The organism is uncultured Microbacterium sp. (genome assembly GCF_937927635.1).
Classification (GTDB): Bacteria; Actinomycetota; Actinomycetes; order Actinomycetales; family Microbacteriaceae; genus Microbacterium.
This window is the reverse complement of sequence record NZ_CALBRW010000017.1, coordinates 186,563-209,065: the sequence shown is the minus strand read 5'-3', so window position 1 is coordinate 209,065 and position 22,503 is coordinate 186,563. Positions and strand designations below refer to the sequence as shown.

The window sequence follows — 22,503 nt, the reverse complement described above, 5'->3', positions numbered from 1 at the left end:
CGTTCGCGCGCGCCTATAAACGTCTTCGCGGCATGCCATCATCCGATGACCGCCGCCTGAGCAGGAGGTCCACCATGGCCGCAGAGAACAAGGGCATCATCGACCCGCCCATCGACAGCCTTCTGGAGCGCGTCGAGTCGAAGTACGAGCTGGTGATCTACGCATCCAAGCGCGCGCGCCAGATCAACGACTACTACTCCGACCTGCACGAGGGCAACCTCTTCGACAACGTGGGCCCGCTGGTGGACTCGTCCGTGGAGGACAAGCCGCTCACCATCGCGCTGCACGAGATCCACGAGGACAAGCTCCGCATCCGTCACGCCGAGTGACCCTCTTCCAGACCCTGTGAGCCGCCGACGTCCGCATCCGGATGTCGGCGGCTCCATGCAGAATGGCGTGGAGCCGGCAACGGCACCGCATTTCAACCCCGCTTTGGAGCACAGATGAGCGCGCTGCGCCTGTTCACGTCGGAATCCGTCACGGAAGGCCACCCGGACAAGATCTGCGATCAGATCTCCGACAGCGTGCTCGACGCGCTGCTGAGCGTCGACACCGGCTCCCGCGTGGCCGTGGAGACGCTGGTGACGACCGGCCTCGTGCACGTGGCGGGGGAGATCCGCACCGACGGGTACGTGGACATCCCCACGATCGTGCGCGATGTCGTCAACCGCATCGGCTACACCTCCAGCGAGACCGGGTTCGACGGCTCCTCGTGCGGCGTGACCGTGTCGGTGGGCGAGCAGTCCATGGACATCGCCCACGGAGTCGACAACGCGCAGGAGCACCGCGACGGGGGCTCCACCGACCCACGCGACGAACTCGGCGCCGGCGATCAGGGCATCATGTTCGGCTTCGCGACCGACGAGACCCCTCAGCTCATGCCGATGGCGGCGTGGACCGCGCACCGCATCGCGGAGCGCCTCACCGAGGTGCGCCGCTCCGGCGAGCTGCCGTTCCTGCGCCCCGACGGCAAGACCCAGGTGACGCTGGGCTACGACGGGTACACGCCCAAGACGGTGGATGCCGTGGTCCTCTCCACTCAGCATCACCCCGACATCTCGCAGGACGAGCTCAAGGCGCTCGTGAAGGCGCACGTCATCGACCCGGTGCTCGCGCAGACCGGGCTCGACCTGCCCGCCGACCTGAAGTACTACATCAACCCGGCCGGCCCTTTCGTCACCGGCGGGCCCAAGGGCGATGCCGGTCTCACCGGCCGCAAGATCATCATCGACACCTACGGCGGGGCGGCCCGCCACGGCGGTGGGGCGTTCAGCGGCAAGGACCCGTCCAAGGTCGACCGCTCCGGCGCCTACGCGATGCGCTGGGTGGCCAAGAACGTCGTCGCCGCAGGGCTCGCGCAGCGCGCCGAGGTGCAGGTCGCGTATGCGATCGGCGTGGCCCGCCCGGTGGGCCTGTACGTCGAGACCTTCGGTACCGGCACCGTCTCCGACGACGTGGTCACCCGGGCCATCGACAGCGTGTTCGACCTGCGTCCGCAGGCCATCATCGAGGAGCTCGACCTGCTGCGCCCCATCTACGCGCAGACCGCGGCCTACGGCCACTTCGGCCGGGAGCTGCCGGAGTTCACCTGGGAGCGCACCGACCGCGCAGAGGAGCTGCGCCGCGCCGCCGGAGTCTGAGGCCATCGTGACGCCGGTTCCCGAACCAGCGCCACCCGGGAACGGGGGCGGGCGGCGCATCGCGCGCGTGCTCATCGACTCGCCGCTTCCGCAGCTGGATCGGCTGTTCGACTACGCCCTGCCGGCCGAACTCGGAGAGGTGGTGCCGGGGGTGCGCGTCAAGGCCCCGCTGCGCACCGCCGGACGAGTGGTCGATGGCTTCGTCGTCGAGGTCGCCTTCGAGCCGGACGACGCCCGCGCGTTGTCCGAGGTGGAGAGCGTCGTCTCACCCGTCCAGGTCCTACCCGACCGGCTGTACCGTCTCGCGCGGAGGGCCGCAGACAGGGCTGCGGGCTCAGCGTCCGACATCCTGCGCCTTGCCGTCCCCAAGCGGCAGGTGCGCGTGGAGAAGTCCTGGCACGCTCCCGAGTCCGTGCCCGAGGTCGACTCGGACGCCGTGGCCAGGGCGCGCGCCGTCATCGACGAGTACCGGGGGCTGGCGGACGTCCTCCGCGATGCCGGCCGCGCCGCTGTGGAGGCCATTCCGGTGCCGCAGGACGGCGTGCCCGGATGGGCCCTGCTGCTGGCCTCCGCCGCCACCGTGCAGCTGGCCGAAGGGCGCTCCAGCATCCTCGTCGTACCGGACTACCGCGACCAGGAGCTGCTGCTCCAGGCGCTGGCGCTGCTGCTGCCCGATGAGGCCGTGGTGCGCAGCGACGCCAGGCAGAGCAATCCCGACCGCTACCGCGCGTTCCTGCGCACGCTCGACGACGCTCCCTGCGTCGTGGTCGGCAACCGCTCCACCGTGTACGCGCCGGTCCGCGCCGGCCTCGTCGCGCTGTGGGACGACGGGGATCCGCTGCTGTCGGAGCCGCTCGCCCCGTACGTGCACGCGCGGGATGCCGCCCTGCTGCGCCACGAGGACGAGGGCAGCACGCTGCTGCTGGCAGGGCACACCCGCTCCACCGACGCGCAGCGTCTGGTGGAGCGCGGCTGGATGGCCGACATCACCGCCGCGCGCCGGATCACGCCGCAGGTGCGACTGAGCACTCCGCAGGAGCTCGAGCAGCTCGGTCGGCAGCGCGTGCCGTCCAGCGCGTTCGCGACGGCCCGGACGGCGAGTGCCGAAGGACCTGTGCTCATCCAGGTGGCACGGCCGGGGTTCGCCCCGACCCTCGTCTGCGCGAGCTGCCGTGCGCCCGCCCGCTGCCTGCACTGCGGAGGACCGCTGGGCGCCCGCCGCCGGGGCGCGGTGCCGGTGTGCGGCTGGTGCGGGCGAGCGGCGAACTCCTGGCACTGCTCGCACTGCTCCTCGGATCAGGTGCGTCTGGCATCTTCCGGCACCGAGCGCACCGCCGACGAGCTCGGACGCGCGTTCCCCGGCGTTCGTGTCATCGTGTCGGACGGCACCCACCCGGTGCAGCACGTCGACGACAAGCCTGCGCTGGTCGTCGCGACGCGCGGCGCGGAACCCGTCGCGGCAGGGGGGTACCGGGCGGTCATCCTGCTGGACGGCGCCCGCATGCTGCAGGCACCCGAGCTGCGCATCGGCGAGTCCTGCCTGCGCTGGTGGACGAACGCCGCAGCCCTTGCCGCCCCCGGCGCGCCCATCCATCTCGTCGGCGTGGACGGCCCCGTAGCGCGGGCGCTGGCCACCTGGACGCCCGCCGCGTACGCCCGCAGCGAGCTGGAGGCGCGGATGCCGTTGAAGATGCCGCCGACGGCGCGCGTCGCGCAGATCGAGGGCCTCGCACCCTCCGTGCGCCGCGCCCTGGATGCGCTGGTGCCACTGGGGATCTCGGGGGAGTCCGTGCTGGGCCCGTTGCCGGTCGACGACGACGGGCGGGTGCGCACCCTGGTGCGGTTCAGCTACGCCTCGGGGCAGGCGGTGGCCGCGGCACTGCGCGGGGTGGTCGTGGCGGATGCCGCACAGAGCCGCCGTGGCCGCGGCAGAGCTCGTGTCCTGCTCTCGGTGCACCTCGATATCCTCGAACCAGAGATCTGACGGACCGTCGGATCGTCATCCATCCGGAGAACCTTCATGCGCCTCGTCTTCGCGGGAACACCCGCCGTCGCCGTGCCGACCCTGCACGCTCTCGCCGCCGAGCACGAGATCGTCGGCGTCGTGACCCGGCCCGACGCCCCGCTGGGCCGCAAACGCGTGCTCACGCCCTCCCCGGTGGCTGCCGCAGCCGACGACCTGGGTCTGTCCGTCATGAAGACGGCGCGCCTGGACGAGGACGCCACCGCGCAGATCACCGCCCTCGATGCCGAACTGGGCGTGATCGTCGCCTATGGCGGCATCGTTCGGGAGCCCCTGCTCTCGGCGCCCGCGCACGGCTGGATCAACCTGCACTTCTCGCTGCTGCCGGCCTGGCGCGGAGCTGCTCCCGTGCAGCGCGCGCTGATCGCCGGCGATGCGGAACTGGGCGTCAGCGTCTTCCAGCTGGTGCCGGCGCTGGATGCCGGCGACGTGTTCGCCATGCGCGCCGTCGCGCTGCCGGACGGGGCGACCGCCGAGGTCGCCCTCGACGTGCTCGCCGCCGACGGCGCCGACCTCACTCGTGAGGTGGTCGCGGGGATCGCCGCAGGAACGGCATCCGCCGTCCCACAGGTGGGGGAGCCCAGCCTTGCACCCAAGCTGACGCTGGCCGACGGACTGCTGGACTTCACGCAGCCGACCGACGCGGTCTTCGCGCGCTATCGCGGCGTGACTCCCGAACCCGGCGCGCACAGCACACTCGACGGCGCACGGCTGAAGATCCTGACCGCCGTTCCCGCCTCGGATGCTCCCGCTCTGGAGCCCGGCACGCTGCACGGAACGAAGACCTCGGTGCTCATCGGCACAGCCGACGGCGCGCTCGAAGTCACGCGCGTGCAGCCCGCAGGCAAGGGCGCCATGAACGCGGGGGACTGGTGGCGCGGGCTGCATGCCGAGCACGATCTGCGGGTGGGCGCATGAGCGGTGCACAGCGGAAGCCCGGCATCCAGCCCGCCCGTTGGGTGGCCTACGACGTGCTGCGAGCGGTCTCGCAGGACGACGCGTACGCGAACCTGCTGCTTCCACGCCTGATCTCCGACGCCGGCCTGGACACCCAGGATGCGGCCCTGGCCACCGAGCTGGCCTACGGCACGCTGCGCCGTCTCGGCACCTACGACGCCGTCATCGCGAGCGCCGCGGGCCGCAGGATCGACACCATCGACCCCGCGGTGCTGGATGCCCTGCGCCTGGGCGTCCACCAGCTGCTGGCCACGCGTGTCGCCCCGCATGCGGCGGTGAACGAGTCGGTCAACCTCGTCGCCGCCGAGGTGGGCCGCGGCGCCGCCGGGTTCACGAACGCCGTGCTGCGTCGCATCAGCCGCGACGACGCCGAGACCTGGCAGCAGCGCATCGAGGACGGGGCGCGCTCTGACGATGAGCGGCTGTCGCTGCGCACGGCGCACCCGGTGTGGGTGATCCGCGCGCTGCGGCGCGCGCTGGCTGCCGAGGGACGCGCCGACGAACTCGACGCCCTGCTGGAAGCCGACAACGCCTCGCCCGAGGTCACCCTGGTCGCCCTGCCGGGCCTCGCGGAGCGCGGCGAGCCCGCTCGCCCCTACGCGCCCACGGCGTTCGCCTCGCCCGGCGGCGACCCGCATGCCGCCATCGCGGATGCCGCAGGACGCATCCGCGTGCAGGACGAGGGCTCGCAGCTGGTCGCGCTCGCGCTGGCCGCGGCCGCCCCCGTGCGCGCGGGGGAGCGCTGGCTGGACCTGTGCGCAGGCCCCGGCGGCAAGACCGCCCTGCTGGCCGCCGTCGCCCACCGCGACGGCGCGCGGCTGGAGGCCAATGAGGTCGTGCACGCCCGCGCGGGGCTCGTCCGCCATGCGCTGAAGCCGCTGCCGGTCGACGTGCCCGTGCACGAGGAGGACGGCAGGGAGTTCGCCGCCCGGCATCCGTCGACCTTCGACCGCATCCTCGTCGACGCGCCGTGCACGGGCCTCGGCGCACTGCGCCGCCGTCCCGAGGCGCGCTGGCGCAAGACGCCCGCCGACGTCGCCGACCTGGTCGCGCTGCAGACGCAGCTGCTGGATGCCGCCATCGACGCGCTCGCGCCCGGAGGCATCGTCGCCTACGTCACCTGCTCGCCGCATCTGGCCGAGACCGGCGGGGTCGTCGAAGAGGTGCTGCGCGGGCGCTCCGACGTCGCACGGCTGGACACCCGCGCCGTGGTGACCGCGGTCTCCGCGTCGCCCATCGACCTCCGCTCCGATGCCGGTCCCGAGCAGGTGCAGCTGTGGCCGCATCGGCACGGCACCGACGCCATGTTCCTCGCGCTGATCCAGCGCAACGACAAGCAAGGATGACCCATGAACCTCCCCGACGCACCGCGCATCAACCCCAGCATCCTCGCCGCCGACTTCGTCAACATGCAGTCCGATCTCGCGCGCATCGCGACGGCCGACTTCGCGCACGTCGACGTCATGGACAACCACTTCGTGCCCAACCTCACGTTCGGGCCGCAGATGGTCCAGCGCATCCAGGAGACCAGTCCCATCCCGCTGGACGTGCACCTGATGATCTCCGACCCTGATCGCTGGGCGCCCGGCTACGCCGAGCTGGGGGCGGCCAGCGTCACCTTCCACCTCGAGGCCGCCGCCGACCCCGTGGCTCTCGCGCGCCGGCTGCGGAGCATCGGCGCGCGGGCCGGCGTGGCCATCAAGCCCGGCACGGCGGGGGAGTCGCTGTACGACATCCTCGACGAGTTCGACCAGATCCTCGTGATGACGGTCGAACCCGGCTTCGGCGGGCAGGGCTTCATGGCCGAGACCATGCCCAAGCTGCGCGCACTGCACGACGAAGCGCGCCGGCGCGGGTCGGATGTGTGGTTCCAGGTCGACGGCGGCATCTCCGACGCCACCATCGCGCAGGCCGCCGAGGCCGGGGCCGACACCTTCGTCGCGGGTTCCGCCGTGTACGGCGCGGATGACGTCGCTGCGGCCGTCACCCGGCTTCGCGAGCTCGCTCGAGCGGCTAGCCTGGAACAGTGAAGACATTCGACGAGCTGTTCGCCGAGCTCCAGCACACCGTCGCGACCCGCCCCGAGGGATCGGGCACCGTGGCAGAGCTGGACCGGGGCGTGCACGCGATCGGCAAGAAGATCGTCGAAGAGGCCGCCGAGGTGTGGATGGCCGCTGAGTACGAGACGCTGGACAACGCGGCGGAGGAGATCTCCCAGCTGCTGTACCACCTGCAGGTGATGATGATCGCCAAGGGCCTCACACTGGAGGACGTCTACCGACATCTGTGAGCGCGTCTGAAGACCTCTCGCTCACACAGAAGGACATCCATGCTGCGCATCGCCGTACCCAACAAGGGCTCGCTGTCCGAGACAGCCGCCGAGATGCTCGCGGAGGCCGGATACACCGGCCGCCGCGACGCCAAGACCCTGCACGTCATCGACGCCGACAGCGACGTCGAACTGTTCTACCTCCGGCCCCGCGACATCGCCACCTACGTGGCCTCCGGCGCACTGGACGTCGGCATCACCGGCCGCGACCTGCTGTTGGACGTGCGTCAGCACGACGCCCGCGAGATCGAGCAGCTGGGCTTCGCCCGCTCCACGTTCCGCTTCGCGGCCCCTCCCGGGAAGTACTCCTCGATCGAGCAGCTGGAGGGCGTCCGGGTGGCGTCCGCCTACCCGGGGCTCGTGGACGACTTCCTGCGCGAGCACGGTGTGAACGCCACGCTGGTGCCGCTGGACGGCGCCGTGGAGTCGGCCGTGCAGCTCGGTGTCGCCGACGTGATCGCCGACGTCGTGGAGACCGGCACCACGCTGCGGCAGGCGGGCCTGGAGATCTTCGGTCCCGTGATCATCGAGTCGGAGGCCGTGCTGATCAGCCGCCCCGGCGATGTGCCCGGTACGGCGCGCCTGCTGCGCCGCCTGCGCGGCGTGATGGTCGCCCGCCGCTACGTGCTGCTGGACTACGACCTTCCGGCGAACATGGTGGACAAGGCCACCGCGCTCTCACCCGGGCGCGAGTCGCCGACCATCTCGCCGCTGCGCGACCCCGAGTGGGTGGCCGTGCGGGTGATGATCCCGCGCAAGGGCATGAACCAGCTGATGGACGACCTCTACGCGCTGGGCGCCCGCGCCATCCTCGTCACCGCGATCCACGCCGCGAGGCTGTGATGACGCTCGCCGCGCGCGTCATCCCGTGCCTGGACGTGGCGGCCGGGCGCGTCGTCAAGGGCGTCAACTTCAAGGATCTCCGCGACATGGGTGATCCCGTCGAGCTGGCCGCGCACTACGCCGCGCAGGGCGCCGACGAGATCACGTTCCTCGATGTCACGGCGACGGTCGATGACCGCTCCACCACGTACGAGGTGGTGCAGCGCACCGCCGAGCAGGTGTTCGTGCCGCTGACCGTGGGCGGCGGGGTGCGCAGCGTCGAGGACGTGGCGCGACTGCTGGCCGTCGGAGCGGACAAGATCGGCGTGAACTCCGCCGCCATCGCCCGTCCCGCCCTCATCGATGAGATCGCCGACCGCTTCGGCGCGCAGGTGCTGGTGCTCTCGCTCGACGTCACGCGCGCGCCGACCACGGCATCCGGCTTCGTCGTCACCACCCACGGCGGACGCACCCAGACCACGCTGGACGCGCTGGACTGGGCGCGCGAGGCCATCGAACGCGGCGCGGGCGAGCTGCTGGTCAACTCCATCGACGCCGACGGCACCGAGGACGGCTTCGACCTGGAACTGGTCCGGCTCATGCGCGAAGTCGCTGCCGTCCCCGTCATCGCCTCCGGCGGCGCAGGGTCGGCAGCCGACTTCCCACCCGCCATCGAGGCAGGAGCGGATGCCGTGCTCGCGGCCAGCGTGTTCCACAGTGGTCGGCTGACCGTCGGCGATGTGAAGGACGCACTGCGCGCGGAAGGAGTGGTGGTCCGATGACCGTCGAGACCGACATCGCCCGGGTCAGCTGGAACGCCGACGGGCTCGCCCCGGTGGTCGTGCAGCAGTTCGACTCCCGCGAGGTGCTCATGCTGGCGTGGATGGATGCCGAGGCATTGCGTCGCACGCTCACCGGCGGCCGCGCGGTGTACTGGTCGCGCTCCCGTCAGGAGTACTGGCGCAAGGGCGACACCTCCGGCAACACGCAGAGAGTGCACGCCGTGGCCGTCGACTGCGACGCCGACACGATCCTGCTCACCGTCGACCAGCACGGGCCCGCCTGCCACACCGGCACGCGCACGTGCTTCGACGGCCGCGAGCTGACGCTGTCGACAGAAGCGGGGGAGTGATCGTGCTCGCACGCGCACGCATGTACTCGGTTCTCGCCTTCCTCCTCGCGGGCGGCATCGGCATCATCTCGTCCACGCAGACCTGGATCACCGCCACGAGAACGGATGCCGCAGAGCCGCTGCCGGTGTCGGGTGCCGACGCCATGGCGCTGCTGGCGCCGCTGTCACTGGCCGTGCTCGCGCTGGGCGCGGCGCTGTCGATCGCCGGAGTGGCGCTGCGCTACGCCTTCGCCGTGCTGGGCCTCGCCGGTGCGATCGTCCTGTTCCTCGGGACTCTGCCCATCGTGCTCGATCCGCCGCTGAGCGTGGTGGCCCCCGCACTGACCAAGGCCACCGGGCTCAGCGGGGACAAGACCCTGCACGCCATGGTGAGCGCGCTCCACACCGGCGGATGGCCGATCGCCGCGCTGTGCGCGTGGGTGCTGCTGGCGCTCGCCTGTGTCTTCGTGCTGGCCACCGCGCGCCGCTGGAAGGCCGGCAGCCGCCGGTACGAGCAGATCTCCGACGGCCACCACACGGACGCCGGGCCGCTGGATGCCGTCGATTCCTGGGACGAGCTGTCCCATGGCACGGATCCCACCGGCCCTTCCCGATAGAATGATCACATCGCCGACCCTCCCGGAGGAGAACATGACCAACCCGATCGCCGACCCCGGCCACGGACACTCGCCTGCAGCCTGGACGATGGTCGTGATCATGCTCCTCGGCTTCGCCACCGGCACCGTCTTCTTCTGCGCCGGTCTGCCGGTCGGCGTCTACGTCGGCGTGGCCATCATCATCATCGGCGTCATCACCGGCTGGGTGCTCTCCAAGGCCGGTTGGGGCGTGAAGGGCCCGAAGTACACGCCCAAGGCGCACTGATGATCCTCGCCGACCTCACGGCCGGCGCTGTCGAGGACGCCGAGCGCCGCGCGCTGTCGCGACCGCTGGCCGATGTGGAGCGCGACGCTCTCGCACGCCCTGCCGCCCGCGACGCACTGGCAGCCCTGGCCCCCGCCGACCGGGTGAAGATCATCGCCGAGGTCAAGCGTGCGAGCCCTTCGCGCGGGGCCCTGGCGGAGATCCCCGACCCGGCGTTGCAGGCCTCGCTGTACGAGCAGGGCGGAGCCTCCGCGATCAGCGTCCTGACCGAGGAGCGCCGCTTCGGCGGCAGCCTGGCCGACCTCGAGGCCGTCACGTCGCGAGTGGACCTGCCCGTGCTGCGCAAGGACTTCCTCGCCACGCCGTACCAGGTCTTCGAGGCGCGCGCCGCGGGCGCCGACCTCGCCCTGCTCATCGTCGCGGGCCTGGACCGCACCGTGCTGGACGAGCTCTACGCGCTGGTCCGCGAGCTGGGCATGACTCCGCTCATCGAGACGCACACCGCCGAAGAGCTCGACGTGGCGCTCGAACTCGGTGCCGAGCTCATCGGCATCAACGCCCGCAACCTGAAGACCTTGGAGCTGGACCGCGACCTGTTCGGCCGGCTCTCCGAGCGCATCCCCGACACCGCCATCCGCGTCGCCGAGTCGGCGGTCCTCGCGCCCGACGACGTCCGGCACTACCGCGAGGCGGGTGCGGATGTCGTGCTCATCGGCGAGGCGCTGGTCACCGGCGACCCCGTCGCCACACTGAACGCGTTCCTGCAGGCCGGCGACATGCCGGTCCGGCAGGGGAGAGGCTGAGATGGGACTCCGCGACCAGCACGGTCCGTTCTTCGGCGAGTACGGCGGCCGGTACATGCCCGAGTCGCTCATCGCCGCCATCGACGAGCTCACCGAGGCGTACGAGGCCGCCATCGTCGACCCGGCCTTCCAGGCCGAGCTGGCGAGGCTGCTGCACTCCTATGCCGGAAGGCCGTCGCCCATCACCGAGGTGCCCCGGTTCGCCGAGCACGCCGGCGGTGCCAGGGTGTTCCTCAAGCGCGAGGATCTCAACCACACCGGCTCGCACAAGATCAACAACGTGCTGGGGCAGGCGCTGCTGACCAGGCGCCTGGGCAAGACACGCGTCATCGCGGAGACCGGTGCCGGGCAGCACGGCGTGGCGACCGCCACCGCCGCTGCGCTGTTCGGTCTGGACTGCACCATCTACATGGGCGAGGTCGACACCGCGCGCCAGGCCCTCAACGTCGCGCGCATGCGCCTGCTGGGCGCCGAGGTCGTGCCGGTGAAGACGGGTTCGCGCACCCTGAAGGACGCGATCAACGACGCGTACCGCGACTGGGTGGCCACGGTAGAGACCACCAACTACATCTTCGGCACCGCCGCGGGGCCGCATCCGTTCCCCGCCATGGTGCGCGACTTCCAGAAGATCATCGGCGAAGAGGCGCGCGAGCAGCTGCTCGCGCAGGCCGGCCGACTCCCGGATGCGGTCGTCGCCTGCGTCGGCGGCGGGTCGAACGCCATCGGCATGTTCGACGCGTTCCTGGATGACGAGGGCGTGAGGCTCTACGGCGTGGAAGCCGCCGGCGACGGCGTCGACACGCCCAAGCATGCGGCGTCCATCGAGCGCGGTCGGCCCGGCGTGCTCCATGGCGCGAAGACGTACGTGCTGCAGGACGAGGACGGCCAGACCATCGAGTCGCACTCCATCTCCGCCGGCCTCGACTACCCGGGCGTCGGGCCCGAGCATGCCTGGCTCAGCGACATCGGGCGCGCGACGTACGTCCCCGCCACCGACGACGAGGCCATGCAGGCGCTGCGCCTGCTGAGCCGCACCGAGGGCATCATCCCGGCCATCGAGTCCGCGCACGCCCTCGCCGGTGCACTCCGCCTCGGCCGCGAGCTGGGGCCGGACGCCATCATCGCCGTCTCGCTGTCCGGCCGCGGCGACAAGGACATGGACACCGCCGCACGGTACTTCGACCTGTACGACCGGGAGGACGCATCGTGAGCCGCGTCGAGGATGCCATCCGCAAGGCGCACGATGCCGGTCGTGGCGCATTCATCGGCTACCTGCCCATCGGATTCCCCGATCTGCAGACCAGCATCGACGCAGCGCTGACGCTGGCGGACAACGGCGTCGACGTCATCGAGCTGGGCCCGCCCTACTCCGACCCGGTCATGGACGGCGAGGTCATCCAGCAGGCCACGCAGCTGGCGCTGGCGAACGGCTACCGCACCCGCGACCTGTTCACGGTGCTGAAGGAGATCACCTCCCGCACCGACGTGCCCGTCGTCGTCATGACGTACTGGAACCCCGTGCTGCAGCACGGGGTGGGGCAGTACGCGGACGACCTGCTGGCCGCCGGCGGTGCGGGGCTCATCACCCCCGACATCACCCCCGATTCCGCCGCGGAGTGGATCGCGGCCAGCACCCGTACCGGGCTGGACCGCATCTTCCTCGCCGCCCCGACGTCCACGGACACCCGGCTGGAGCTCGTGACGAGCGCATCCACCGGTTTCGTGTACACCGTCTCCACCATGGGCATCACGGGGGAGCGCGCCGCACTCGACCGCGCCGCCCGCACCCTCGTCGGGCGGCTCCGCGAGCACGGCGCGGGCTACGCCTGCGTCGGCATCGGGATCTCCAACCCCGAGCAGGTCGCCGTGGTCGTGGACTACGCCGACGGCGCCATCGTCGGCACGGCGCTGGTGAAGGCCCTCCGCGACGGCGGGCTCGAGCAGCTCGCCGAGACCACCCGAGCCCTTGTCGGCGGCACGCCGTCGGCGCGATTCTCGACAGGAAGCTAGACTCTCTCTCATGTCCCTTGCGCTTCACAGCCTTGCCTCGAGTGTGCCCGTCAGCATCCCGAGCCCCCCGGTCAGCACGTTCCAGATCTTCGGGATCACGATCCACTACTACGCGCTGTGCATCATCGCGGGCATCATCGCCGCCACGCTGATCACCAACCACCGCCTCACCCGGCGCGGTGCGGAGAAGTGGGTCGTCATCGACATCGCCATCATCGCGGTGCCGCTGGCCATCATCGGCGCGCGCATCTTCCACGTGCTCACGCATTTCAACTTCTACTTCGGTCCGGGCAAGAACACCTGGAACCCCTTCGAGCCCGGCTCCGTCTGGGCGATCTGGGAGGGCGGCATCGCCATCTTCGGCGCGCTCATCGGCGGCGCCATCGGCGCCTACCTGGGCTGCCGGTGGACGGGCATCCGGTTCTGGAGCTTCGCCGACGCCCTCGCACCGGGGCTGCTGCTGGCGCAGGCCATGGGCCGCTTCGGCAACTGGTTCAACCACGAGCTGTTCGGTCTGCCGACCGACCTGCCGTGGGGCCTGCAGATCGAGTCCAGCAACCCGGCATTCCCCGCGGGACTGCCCGACGGGACGCTGTTCCACCCCACCTTCCTGTACGAGGTCATCTGGAACAGCCTCGGCGTGCTGGTGCTCCTGTGGCTCGGCCGCCGTCTGGGCCTGCAGTGGGGCAAGCTGTTCGCCTGCTACCTGATCTGGTACAGCGCCGGCCGCATCGTGTGGGAGAGCATCCGCATCGATCCCAGCGAGGTCTTCCTGGGACTGCGCAGCAACGTGTGGGCCGCCATCATCGGCGTGCTCGTCGGAATCGTCATCCTGATCGTCCAGACGCGTCGTCACCCCGGCCTGGAGCCCTCGCCGTACACAGATGGTCGGAAGAGCCCGGATGCGGTTGTAGACTCTGATCACGATTCGAACGATTACGTCGATCTGAGTGAGCCTCCGACCGACGAGATCGACGCAGGAGCACCCGCCACAAGCACGGCTCCCTGAGGCGGGCGCGTCACGCGACACGTCACCTCGCAGCGTGTGATCACTTCACACTGAACGAGCGGGCCAGCGCTGTCCCCGGTTTCACTCGACACTGAGGACGGTGACTGGTGTACTTCCAGCCTCCCTACGGCGCCTCCGGCGCTTACCCCCCGAAGCAGGGGATGTACAACCCCGCGTTCGAGAAGGACGCCTGCGGCCTGGCCATGGTCGCGACGCTCCGCGGGGAACCAGGCCACGACATCATCGCGCTGGCGCTTCAGGCGCTGCGCAACCTGGAGCACCGCGGTGCGATCGGCTCTGACGCCGGCACCGGCGACGGAGCCGGCATCCTCACCCAGATGCCGGACGAGTTCCTCCGCTCGGTCACAGATTTCGAGCTCCCCCCGCTCGGCGAGTACGCCGCGGGCCTCGCGTTCCTCCCCAGGGAGTCGAGCGCACGCCGCGAGCAGAAGGCCGGCATCGAGCGCATCGCCGCCGACGAGGGCATCACGGTCCTCGGCTGGCGCGAGGTGCCCACCGTCAACGAGCACCTGGGCAAGCTGGCCGACGAGGCGCGCCCCGCCTTCGAGCAGCTGTTCCTGACCGCGCCCGGCCATCTGTCCGGTCTGGCGCTGGACCGCGTCGCCTACCGGCTGCGCAAGCGTGCGGCCCACGAGCTCGACGCCTACTTCGTCTCGCTGTCCTCGCGCACTCTCGGGTACAAGGGCATGGTCACCACGCTGCAGCTGGAGCCGTTCTACCCCGATCTGCAGGACGAGCTGTTCGCCTCGGAGCTGGCCGTCGTGCACTCGCGCTACTCGACCAACACGTTCCCGTCCTGGCCGCTCGCGCAGCCGCTGCGTCTGCTGGCGCACAACGGCGAGATCAACACGATCGGCGGCAACCGCAATTGGATGCGCGCCCGGCAGTCCCAGCTGGGTTCGGAGCTGCTCGGCGAGATCGCTCCGCTGCTGCCGATCTGCACCGAGGGCGAGAGCGACTCGGCCTCCTTCGATGAGGTGCTCGAGCTGCTGACGCTCACCGGGCGCAGCCTGCCGCACGCCGTCATGATGATGGTGCCGGAGGCCTGGGAGAAGCAGACCGGCCTCGACCCCGACCTGCGTGCGTTCTACGAGTACCACGCAGGTCAGATGGAGCCGTGGGACGGCCCCGCGGCGCTCATCTTCACCGACGGCACGCAAGTGGGCGCCACCCTCGACCGCAACGGCCTGCGCCCCGGGCGCTGGACCGAGACCACCGATGGACTCGTCGTGATCGGCAGCGAGACCGGGGTGCTGGAGTTCGCCCCCGAGCGCATCAAGCGCCGCGGCCGGCTGCGCCCCGGCCACATGTTCCTCGTCGACATGGAGCAGCACCGCATCGTCGAGGACGCCGAGATCAAGCGCGATCTAGCCGCCCTGCACCCGTGGCAGGAATGGCTCGACGAGGGCGCCGTGCGCCTGGCGGATCTGCCCGAGCGCGAGCACATCGTGCATCCGGCGGCATCCATCACCCGCCGTCAGCGCACCTTCGGCTACACCGAGGAGGAGGTGCGCATCCTTCTCACGCCGATGGGCCAGAACGGCGCCGAGCCCCTCGGCGCGATGGGCACCGACACGCCGATCGCCGCTCTCGCCGACCGTCCGCGGCTCCTGTTCGACTACTTCGTGCAGCAGTTCGCGCAGGTCACCAACCCGCCGTTGGACGCCATCCGCGAGGAGGTCGTCACCAGCCTGCGCCTGGGCCTCGGCCCGGAGCGCAACCTGCTGGAGTGGGGGCCGGACCACGCGCGGACGGTGAGCCTGGACTTCCCGGTCATCGACAACGACGAGCTCGCCAAGATCCGCCACATCGACCGGGCGCTGCCCGGCCGTTCCAGTGCGGTCATCCGCGGTCTCTACCACTTCGACGCCGGCCCGCAGACGCTCGCGGAGCGGCTCGATCAGATGTGCGCCGAGGCGGATGCCGCCATCGCGCGCGGTGCAGAACTGCTGATCCTCTCCGACCGGGACTCCAACAAGGACCTGGTCCCGATCCCGTCGCTGCTCATGGTCGCCGCCGTCCACCACCACCTGATCCGTCGCGAGAACCGCATGAAGGTGGGACTCATCGTCGAAGCCGGCGATGTGCGCGAGGTGCACCACGTGGCAACCCTCATCGGCTACGGCGCCTCCGCGGTGAATCCGTACCTGGCGATGGAGACCGTGGAGCACCTGGTGCGCACCGGCTACATCACCGGCATCACGCCCGAGCAGGCCGTGCACAACGTCATCCACGCGCTGGGCAAGGGCGTGCTGAAGATCATGTCGAAGATGGGCATCTCCACGGTGTCCTCCTATGCGGGCGCCCAGGTGTTCGAGGCGCTCGGCCTCAGCCAGGAGCTCGTCGACACCTACTTCACCGGCACCGAGACCAAGCTCGGCGGCATCGGGATCGAGGACGTGTTCGCCGAGAACCAGGCGCGGCACGACTTCGCCTATCCCGAGGACTCCGCTCCGCGCGCCCACGAACGGCTGTGGACGGGCGGCGAGTACCAGTGGCGCCAAGACGGCTCACCGCACCTGTTCAACCCCGAGACGGTGTTCCGCCTGCAGCATTCCACGCGCACGCGCCGCTACGACATCTTCCGCGAGTACACGAAGCTCGTCGACGACCAGTCGCATGAGCTGAAGACCATCCGCGGTCTGTTCGAGCTGCGCACGGGGGAGCGGCCCGCCGTGCCCCTCGACGAGGTCGAACCCGTCAGCGCGATCGTCAAGCGGTTCTCGACCGGGGCGATGAGCTACGGCTCGATCTCCCAGGAGGCCCACGAGACCCTCGCCATCGCGATGAACCGCCTGGGTGGCAAGTCCAACACCGGGGAGGGCGGCGAGGATCCCGACCGCCTGGTCGACCCCGAGCGCCGCAGCGCCATCAAGCAGGTCGCCTCCGGCAGGTTCGGCGTCACCAGCCAGTACCTCACCGAGGCGACCGACCTGCAGATCAAGCTCGCACAGGGGGCCAAACCCGGCGAGGGCGGGCAGCTGCCGCCGCAGAAGGTGTACCCGTGGATCGCCCAGACCCGGCACGCGACGCCCGGAGTGGGTCTCATCTCCCCGCCGCCGCACCACGACATCTACTCGATCGAGGACCTCAAGCAGCTCATCTACGACCTCAAGCGCGCCAATCCCGCCGCCAGGATCCACACGAAGCTGGTGAGCCAGTCCGGCATCGGTGCGGTGGCGGCCGGTGTGGCCAAGGCCCTCAGCGACGTCATCCTCGTCGCCGGGCACGACGGCGGCACCGGCGCGAGCCCGCTGAACTCGCTCAAGCACGCCGGCACGCCGTGGGAGCTGGGGCTGGCCGAGACCCAGCAGACGCTCATGCTCAACGGCATGCGCGACCGCGTGGTGGTGCAGGTCGACGGGCAGCTGAAGACCGGCCGCGACGTGATCATCGGCGCGTTGCTGGGCGCGGAGGAGTTCGGTTTCGCGACGGCGCCCCTGGTGGTCTCAGGCTGCATCATGATGCGCGCCTGCCACCTGGACACCTGCCCGGTGGGCGTCGCCACGCAGAATCCGCTGCTGCGCTCCCGCTTCACCGGCAAGCCGGAGTTCGTGGTCAACTTCATGGAGTTCATCGCCGAGGAGGTGCGCGAGCATCTCGCGGCTCTCGGATTCCGCTCTCTGGACGAGATCATCGGGCACACCGAGCTGCTGCGCGCGGATGCGGCCATCCGGCACGGCAAGGCGAGCGGCCTGGACCTGTCGCCCATCCTCGAGGGACCGGCGTTCCCCGCCGGTGAGCCCCGCAAGAGCGGCCGCGCCCAGGATCACGAGCTGCACCGGCACTTCGACACTCAGCTCATCGCCCTCAGCGGCGACGCGCTCGAGCACGGCGACCCGGTGCGCATCGACCTGCCCATCCACAACACCGAACGCGCGGTGGGAACCATGCTCGGGCATCACGTGACCGCCCGGTACGGGGGAGCCGGCCTGCCGTCGGAGACCATCGACATCACGCTGCGCGGCACCGCGGGGCAGTCGTTGGGCGCCTTCCTGCCCGCCGGTATCACGCTGCGCCTGGAAGGCGACGCGAACGACTACGTGGGCAAGGGCCTCTCCGGAGGTGACATCGTGATCCGGCCGCCGCGGGATGCCGTCTTCGAGCCGGAGTCCAACGTCATCGCGGGGAATGTCATCGGCTACGGCGCGACCAGCGGCTCGCTGTTCATCTCCGGCGTCGTGGGGGAGCGCTTCCTGGTGCGCAACTCCGGCGCCACCGCCGTCGTCGAGGGCGTGGGCGACCACGCGCTGGAGTACATGACCGGCGGCGTCGCGGTGATCCTCGGCACCAGCGGGCGCAACATCGGCGCCGGGATGTCCGGTGGCGTGGCCTACGTGCGGAACCTGCAGGAGTCGCAGCTGAACACGGCGGCGCTGGCGAGCGGGGAGCTGCTGCTGTCTGCGCCGGATGCCGAGGACGTGGAGCTGCTCACCCACCTGCTCACCGAGCACGCCGAGCGGACCGGGTCGGCTCTGGCATCCGCTCTGCTCGCGGATGCCGACGGAATGAGCACCGCGTTCGTCAAGCTGCTGCCTCGCGACTACGCGGCCGTGCAGCAGTTGCGCAGCGATGCGCGCACCGCCGGGGAGAACCCCGACGGCGAGGAGATCTGGACCCGGATCCTGGAGGTGACCCGTGGCTGACCCGAGGGGTTTTCTGAAGACCACCCAGCGCGAGCTTCCGGCTCGCCGACCCGTTCCCGTCCGGATCATGGACTGGAAAGAGGTCTACGAGGACACCGACCGCACGGTGCTGCGCCGGCAGGCGAGCCGCTGCATGGACTGCGGTGTGCCGTTCTGCCACTCCGGGTGCCCGCTGCACAACCTGATCCCGGAGTGGAACGACCTCACCTGGCGCGACGAGGGGGAGGCCGCCATCGAGCGGCTGCACTCCACGAACAACTTCCCGGAGTTCACCGGGCGGCTGTGCCCCGCTCCCTGCGAGAGCGCCTGCGTGCTGGGGATCAATCAGCCGCCGGTGACGATCAAGCACATCGAGCAGTCCATCGCCGACTACGCCTTCGAGAACGGCTGGATCACCCCGCAGCCCCCGCAGCGGCTGACCGGCAGGACCGTCGCCGTGGTCGGGTCCGGTCCCGCCGGACTCGCCGCCGCCCAGCAGCTGACCCGGGCGGGGCACACCGTGGTGGTGTACGAGCGGGACGACCGCATCGGCGGACTGCTGCGCTACGGCATCCCCGACTTCAAGATGGAGAAGCACCTCGTCGACCGCCGCGTGGCGCAGCTGGAGGCGGAGGGCACGCGCTTCCGCCCCGGCGTGGAGATCGGCGTCGACCTGTCGTGGAGCGACCTGCGCGCCCGCTATGACGCCGTGCTGATCGCCACGGGTGCGACGGTGCCGCGCGACCTGCCCATCCCGGGCCGCGACCTCCCCGGCGTGCACTTCGCCATGGACTACCTGGTGCAGTCCAATCGCGCCGTCGCCGGAGATGCGGTCCCGGATCAGCTCACCGCCGAGGGCAAGCACGTCGTCGTCATCGGCGGCGGCGACACCGGATCCGACTGCATCGGCACCGCGCACCGCCAGGGCGCCCTGAGCGTCACCAGCCTCGCCATCGGCAGGCGCCCGGGCGATGAGCGCAGCGACGACCAGCCGTGGCCCACCCAGCCGACACTGTTCGAGGTGCAGTCCTCGCACGAGGAGGGCGGGGAGCGCACCTACCTGGCGTCCACGGTCGAATTCCTCTCCGATGAGCACGGTGCGCTGCGCGCCCTGCGCGTGGCGGAGACGGCATTCGTCGACGGCCGCCGCGTGCCGCAGAGCGGGACGGAGCGGGAGATCCCCGCCGAGCTCGTGCTGCTGGCGATGGGCTTCACGGGACCGGAGACCGGCACGATCGCCCACGAGGGCGCCGCTCACGTCAGTGCGGGCGGCCGACTGCGCCGTGACGGCCGGTTCGCGACCTCGGAGCCCGGCGTGTACATCGCCGGCGACGCCGGACGCGGACAGTCCCTCATCGTGTGGGCGATCGCCGAGGGCCGCGCCGCGGCCGCATCGATCGACCACGACCTGATGGGCGACACCGCGCTGCCGACACCCGTGAGTGCAACGGATGTCGCGCTCCGTGTCCAGCCCGCGTAGGCTGAGCGCGGCAACGTCGCCATGATCCCCCTGTTCCTCTCACCCTGGAGATGCCGTTGAGACGCGCCAAAATCGTGGCCACCCTCGGGCCTGCAACCTCGACCTATGAAACGGTCCGTGCACTGATCGAGGCCGGAGTCGACGTCGCGCGACTCAACCTCAGCCACGGGGACTACTCCGTGCACGAGACCAACTACGCCAACGTGCGCAGAGCGGCGGAGGATGCCGGACGCGCGGTGGCCGTGCTGGTCGACCTGCAGGGGCCGAAGATCCGTCTGGGCAAGTTCGAGAACGGGCCGTACGAGCTGGCCGTCGGCGACATCTTCAAGATCACCACCGAGGAGATCCTCGGCAACAAGGAGATCTCCGGCACGACGTTCAAGGGCCTGCCGCAGGACGTCAAGCCCGGCGACTTCCTCCTGATCGACGACGGCAAGGTGCGCGTGGAGGTGGTGTCCACCGACGGCACCGTCGTGACCACGAGGGTCGTCGTCGCCGGCGCCGTCTCCAACAACAAGGGCATCAACCTGCCCGGCGTCGCGGTCAACGTCCCGGCGCTCAGTGAGAAGGACGAGGCCGACCTGCGCTGGGGCCTGCGCGCCGGCGCCGACCTGATCGCGCTGTCGTTCGTGCGCAACGCCGCCGATGTCGACCGTGTGCACGAGATCATGGCTGAGGAGGGCGTGCGCGTCCCCGTGATCGCCAAGGTCGAGAAGCCGCAGGCCGTCGACGCGCTCGAGGAGATCGTGAACGCGTTCGACGCGATCATGGTCGCCCGCGGCGACCTGGGCGTGGAGCTGCCGCTGGAGGCCGTGCCGATCGTGCAGAAGCGCGCGATCGAGCTGGCCCGCCGCAACGCCAAGCCTGTCATCGTCGCCACGCAGATGCTCGAGTCGATGATCTCCAGCCCGGTCCCCACGCGCGCCGAGACCTCGGATGTCGCCAACGCCGTCCTCGACGGCGCCGACGCCGTGATGCTCTCCGGCGAGACCAGCGTGGGGGAGTACCCGGTGGTGGTCGTGGAGACCATGGCGCGCATCATCGAGTCCACGGAGGAGCACGGACTCGAGCGCATCGCACCGCTGAAGAACAAGCCCCGCACGCAGGGCGGCGCCATCACTCTCGCGGCCCTCGAGGTCGCCGAGTTCGTGGACGCGAAGTTCCTCTGCGTGTTCACCCAGTCCGGCGACTCGGCTCGGCGCCTGTCGCGGCTGCGCTCGCGCATCCCGATGCTGGCGTTCACGCCCGAGCCCGGCATCCAGCGCCGCATGGCGCTGACCTGGGGCATCCGCTCGACGCTGGTCGAGATGGTGCAGCACACCGACTCGATGTTCCACCAGGTGGACGACTACCTGCTCGGGACGGGCCTCGCCGCAGAAGGCGACAAGGTCGTCGTGATCTCGGGTTCCCCTCCCGGGATCGTCGGCTCCACCAACGACATCCGCGTCCACAAGGTCGGGGATGCCGTCGGCGGAGCGGCGCCGGTTTACAAGACCCGCGCCTGAGACGTTCGGAAAGGGGCGGGCCTGCGGGCTCGCCCCTTTCGCGTGCGCTAAAGTCGATCCGGGCCGGCGTGGCGGAATGGCAGACGCGGAGCACTCAAAATGCTTTGTCGAAAGACGTGCGGGTTCGAGTCCCGCCGCCGGCACCAGGTGAACAGATAGGATTTATCCCGTGACTGACGTAGAACAGCCTGAACAGCCCACGGCATCCGCTCCGCGACGCGTCGTCGTCGCCGAGGATGAGTCGCTGATCCGCCTCGACATCGTCGAGATCCTCCGCGACAACGGCTTCGATGTCGTCGGCGAGGCCGGCGACGGCGAGACCGCCGTGCAGCTGGCCACCGAACTGCGCCCCGACCTGGTCGTCATGGACGTGAAGATGCCCCAGCTGGACGGCATCAGCGCCGCCGAGAAGCTGCACAAGGCCAACATCGCGCCCGTGGTGCTCCTGACCGCGTTCAGCCAGAAGGAGCTCGTCGAGCGCGCCAGCGAGGCCGGCGCCCTGGCGTACGTGGTCAAGCCGTTCACGCCCAATGACCTGCTGCCCGCGATCGAGATCGCACTGGCCCGTCACGAGCAGATCATCACGCTGGAGGCCGAGGTCGCCGACATGGTCGAGCGCTTCGAGACCCGCAAGCTCGTCGACCGCGCCAAGGGGCTGCTGAACGAGAAGATGGGCCTGTCCGAGCCCGAGGCGTTCCGCTGGATCCAGAAGGCGTCGATGGACCGCCGCCTGACCATGCAGGATGTCGCCAAGGCGATCATCGAGCAGCTCGCGCCCAAGAAGTGAGCGCGATCCACTGACCTGGAAGGCCCTGCCACGCGGCAGGGCCTTCTCCGTTCAGGCCGGAAGAGTCTTGATGAGGTTCGTGATGCGGATCGTCGAGCAGCGACGCCCCTGATCGTCGCTGACGGCGATCTCGTGCACGGTCATGGTGCGGCCGAGGTGGATCGGCGTGCACACCGCGGTGACGATGCCGGAGGTGGCGGAACGGGTGTGCGTGGCGTTGATGTCCACGCCCACCGCCAGCCGCCCCGCACCGGCGTGCAGACTCGCGGCGGTGGAGCCCAGCGACTCGCCCAGCACCACGTAGGCGCCGCCGTGCAGCAGCCCGACCGGCTGGGTGTTGCCCTCGACGGGCATGGTGCCCACGCACCGCTCGACCGAGAGCTCGGTGAAGACGATGCCCATCTTCGAGGCCAGCGCGCCCATTCCGCGCTGCGTGGCCCACTCCATGCTGGTCATCTGAGCCTGGTCCGTGCTCTGGGCCTGGTCCGTCATGCGTCCT

The 22,503-nt window shown here is 70.4% G+C and carries 21 protein-coding genes and 1 tRNA gene; 21 read left to right on the top strand and 1 reads right to left on the bottom strand.

Annotated features, from left to right (window positions below):
- Positions 1-74 precede the first annotated feature (74 nt).
- The 21 genes from rpoZ to Q0568_RS07545 all read left to right on the top strand — a co-directional run bounded on the left by rpoZ (position 75) and on the right by Q0568_RS07545 (position 22,004).
- On the top strand, positions 75-329 hold the full coding sequence (rpoZ, locus tag Q0568_RS07645; protein WP_298864808.1) for a DNA-directed RNA polymerase subunit omega: 255 nt from the start codon (positions 75-77) through the stop codon (positions 327-329).
- Positions 330-443: 114 nt separating this feature from the next.
- Positions 444-1,640, top strand: a complete 1,197-nt coding sequence (gene metK, locus Q0568_RS07640; RefSeq protein ID WP_298864804.1) for a methionine adenosyltransferase — start codon at positions 444-446, stop codon at positions 1,638-1,640.
- A gap of 67 nt (positions 1,641-1,707) precedes the next feature.
- Positions 1,708-3,624 carry a primosomal protein N' gene (locus tag Q0568_RS07635; protein ID WP_298864801.1) on the top strand — a complete coding sequence of 639 codons (1,917 nt, stop codon included), beginning with the start codon at positions 1,708-1,710 and terminating at the stop codon, positions 3,622-3,624.
- A 36-nt stretch (positions 3,625-3,660) separates the two neighbouring features.
- Positions 3,661-4,581 carry a methionyl-tRNA formyltransferase gene (gene fmt / locus Q0568_RS07630; RefSeq protein ID WP_298864797.1) on the top strand — a complete coding sequence of 307 codons (921 nt, stop codon included), beginning with the start codon at positions 3,661-3,663 and terminating at the stop codon, positions 4,579-4,581.
- The gene (locus tag Q0568_RS07625; protein ID WP_298864795.1) at positions 4,578-5,966 is read left to right on the top strand and encodes a transcription antitermination factor NusB; all 1,389 of its coding nucleotides are present in this window, start codon (positions 4,578-4,580) and stop codon (positions 5,964-5,966) included. Before fmt ends, Q0568_RS07625 begins: the two co-directional genes overlap by 4 nt.
- A gap of 3 nt (positions 5,967-5,969) precedes the next feature.
- Positions 5,970-6,650 carry a ribulose-phosphate 3-epimerase gene (rpe, locus tag Q0568_RS07620; protein ID WP_298864792.1) on the top strand — a complete coding sequence of 227 codons (681 nt, stop codon included), beginning with the start codon at positions 5,970-5,972 and terminating at the stop codon, positions 6,648-6,650.
- Entirely contained in the window at positions 6,647-6,910 is a 264-nt protein-coding gene (locus tag Q0568_RS07615; RefSeq protein WP_298864789.1) for a phosphoribosyl-ATP diphosphatase, read from the top strand. Before rpe ends, Q0568_RS07615 begins: the two co-directional genes overlap by 4 nt.
- Before the next feature lie 39 nt (positions 6,911-6,949).
- Positions 6,950-7,792, top strand: a complete 843-nt coding sequence (hisG, locus tag Q0568_RS07610; protein ID WP_298864786.1) for an ATP phosphoribosyltransferase — start codon at positions 6,950-6,952, stop codon at positions 7,790-7,792.
- A complete protein-coding gene (gene hisF / locus Q0568_RS07605; protein WP_298864783.1) occupies positions 7,792-8,553 on the top strand; it encodes an imidazole glycerol phosphate synthase subunit HisF in 762 nt (253 codons plus the stop codon). Before hisG ends, hisF begins: the two co-directional genes overlap by 1 nt.
- Positions 8,550-8,903, top strand: coding sequence for a phosphoribosyl-AMP cyclohydrolase (hisI, locus tag Q0568_RS07600; RefSeq protein ID WP_298864780.1), 354 nt, complete (start codon positions 8,550-8,552; stop codon positions 8,901-8,903). Before hisF ends, hisI begins: the two co-directional genes overlap by 4 nt.
- Positions 8,900-9,499 (top strand): Trp biosynthesis-associated membrane protein, encoded by a 600-nt coding sequence (locus Q0568_RS07595; RefSeq protein WP_298864776.1) that lies wholly within the window; start codon positions 8,900-8,902, stop codon positions 9,497-9,499. The genes hisI and Q0568_RS07595 overlap by 4 nt, the downstream gene beginning before the upstream one ends.
- Positions 9,500-9,533: 34 nt before the next feature.
- Complete coding sequence (locus tag Q0568_RS07590; protein WP_298864771.1) at positions 9,534-9,764, top strand: HGxxPAAW family protein; 231 nt, start codon at positions 9,534-9,536, stop codon at positions 9,762-9,764.
- A gap of 2 nt (positions 9,765-9,766) precedes the next feature.
- Positions 9,767-10,567: an indole-3-glycerol phosphate synthase TrpC gene (gene trpC / locus Q0568_RS07585; protein WP_298865256.1), complete on the top strand. Its 801-nt coding sequence runs from the start codon at positions 9,767-9,769 to the stop codon at positions 10,565-10,567.
- Position 10,568: 1 nt separating this feature from the next.
- Positions 10,569-11,777, top strand: a complete 1,209-nt coding sequence (gene trpB / locus Q0568_RS07580; protein WP_298864768.1) for a tryptophan synthase subunit beta — start codon at positions 10,569-10,571, stop codon at positions 11,775-11,777.
- Positions 11,774-12,577, top strand: coding sequence for a tryptophan synthase subunit alpha (trpA, locus tag Q0568_RS07575; protein WP_298864765.1), 804 nt, complete (start codon positions 11,774-11,776; stop codon positions 12,575-12,577). Before trpB ends, trpA begins: the two co-directional genes overlap by 4 nt.
- A gap of 10 nt (positions 12,578-12,587) precedes the next feature.
- Positions 12,588-13,586, top strand: coding sequence for a prolipoprotein diacylglyceryl transferase (lgt, locus tag Q0568_RS07570; protein WP_298864762.1), 999 nt, complete (start codon positions 12,588-12,590; stop codon positions 13,584-13,586).
- Positions 13,587-13,747: 161 nt separating this feature from the next.
- Positions 13,748-18,253, top strand: a complete 4,506-nt coding sequence (gene gltB / locus Q0568_RS07565) for a glutamate synthase large subunit (protein ID WP_298865253.1) — start codon at positions 13,748-13,750, stop codon at positions 18,251-18,253.
- On the top strand, positions 18,246-19,712 hold the full coding sequence (locus Q0568_RS07560) for a glutamate synthase subunit beta (RefSeq protein ID WP_298864759.1): 1,467 nt from the start codon (positions 18,246-18,248) through the stop codon (positions 19,710-19,712). Before gltB ends, Q0568_RS07560 begins: the two co-directional genes overlap by 8 nt.
- Positions 19,713-19,768: 56 nt before the next feature.
- On the top strand, positions 19,769-21,217 hold the full coding sequence (gene pyk, locus Q0568_RS07555; protein WP_298864756.1) for a pyruvate kinase: 1,449 nt from the start codon (positions 19,769-19,771) through the stop codon (positions 21,215-21,217).
- A gap of 62 nt (positions 21,218-21,279) precedes the next feature.
- Positions 21,280-21,363 (top strand) — tRNA-Leu (locus Q0568_RS07550).
- Between the two features lie 23 nt (positions 21,364-21,386).
- Positions 21,387-22,004, top strand: a complete 618-nt coding sequence (locus tag Q0568_RS07545; protein ID WP_298864753.1) for a response regulator — start codon at positions 21,387-21,389, stop codon at positions 22,002-22,004.
- A gap of 51 nt (positions 22,005-22,055) precedes the next feature.
- Here Q0568_RS07545 and Q0568_RS07540 read toward each other — a convergent pair whose 3' ends face one another.
- Positions 22,056-22,496 (bottom strand): hotdog fold thioesterase, encoded by a 441-nt coding sequence (locus tag Q0568_RS07540; RefSeq protein ID WP_298864750.1) that lies wholly within the window; start codon positions 22,494-22,496, stop codon positions 22,056-22,058.
- Positions 22,497-22,503 lie beyond the last annotated feature (7 nt).

Coding starts and splice junctions, on each gene's coding strand:
- rpoZ (WP_298864808.1), top strand. CDS start 75: ATGGCCGCAGAGAACAAGGGCATCATCGACCCGCCCATCGACAGCCTT.
- metK (WP_298864804.1), top strand. CDS start 444: ATGAGCGCGCTGCGCCTGTTCACGTCGGAATCCGTCACGGAAGGCCAC.
- fmt (WP_298864797.1), top strand. CDS start 3,661: ATGCGCCTCGTCTTCGCGGGAACACCCGCCGTCGCCGTGCCGACCCTG.
- Q0568_RS07625 (WP_298864795.1), top strand. CDS start 4,578: ATGAGCGGTGCACAGCGGAAGCCCGGCATCCAGCCCGCCCGTTGGGTG.
- rpe (WP_298864792.1), top strand. CDS start 5,970: ATGAACCTCCCCGACGCACCGCGCATCAACCCCAGCATCCTCGCCGCC.
- hisG (WP_298864786.1), top strand. CDS start 6,950: ATGCTGCGCATCGCCGTACCCAACAAGGGCTCGCTGTCCGAGACAGCC.
- hisF (WP_298864783.1), top strand. CDS start 7,792: ATGACGCTCGCCGCGCGCGTCATCCCGTGCCTGGACGTGGCGGCCGGG.
- hisI (WP_298864780.1), top strand. CDS start 8,550: ATGACCGTCGAGACCGACATCGCCCGGGTCAGCTGGAACGCCGACGGG.
- Q0568_RS07590 (WP_298864771.1), top strand. CDS start 9,534: ATGACCAACCCGATCGCCGACCCCGGCCACGGACACTCGCCTGCAGCC.
- trpB (WP_298864768.1), top strand. CDS start 10,569: ATGGGACTCCGCGACCAGCACGGTCCGTTCTTCGGCGAGTACGGCGGC.
- lgt (WP_298864762.1), top strand. CDS start 12,588: ATGTCCCTTGCGCTTCACAGCCTTGCCTCGAGTGTGCCCGTCAGCATC.
- gltB (WP_298865253.1), top strand. CDS start 13,748: ATGTACAACCCCGCGTTCGAGAAGGACGCCTGCGGCCTGGCCATGGTC.
- Q0568_RS07540 (WP_298864750.1), bottom strand. CDS start 22,496: ATGACGGACCAGGCCCAGAGCACGGACCAGGCTCAGATGACCAGCATG.